The sequence below is a fragment of the Candidatus Hepatobacter penaei genome (assembly GCF_000742475.1).
Taxonomy (GTDB): domain Bacteria; phylum Pseudomonadota; class Alphaproteobacteria; order Holosporales; family Hepatobacteraceae; genus Hepatobacter; species Hepatobacter penaei.
Window position 1 is genome coordinate 131,827 of record NZ_JQAJ01000001.1, and the last position, 315, is coordinate 132,141.

General features: G+C 53.0%; 1 pseudogene. It reads left to right on the plus strand.

Going from position 1 to position 315, the window contains the following annotated elements:
• Nucleotides 1-27: 27 nt before the first annotated feature.
• Nucleotides 28-315: pseudogene (locus tag IG82_RS07230) on the plus strand (hypothetical protein); the annotation flags it as partial.

A 315-nucleotide genomic window follows, 5' to 3' on the forward strand; every position in this document is an offset into this window, starting at 1 on the left:
TATGCGTGGATTTTTTGGCCCGGCTGGATGTCCCCTGATTCGTGGAGTATTTATAAATCTGCATTGACGCACACCTATGGTGACGATCACCCGCCGTTGATGGGGTATGTGTGGCATTATCTGAACATGATCTATGAGGGTCCAGGCCTTATGTTGGCTGTGAATATGGCGTTGTTGTGGGGGGCTGTGGGCGTGTTGGCTTTCCGGGTGTTTCAAGGCCCCTTGGGTTGGGTGTGTTTGCTGTTGCCGTTTACGCCGCACGTGTGGGCCCAGGCAGGGTGGATCTGGAAGGACATGATCTTCACCTTTGGTTTT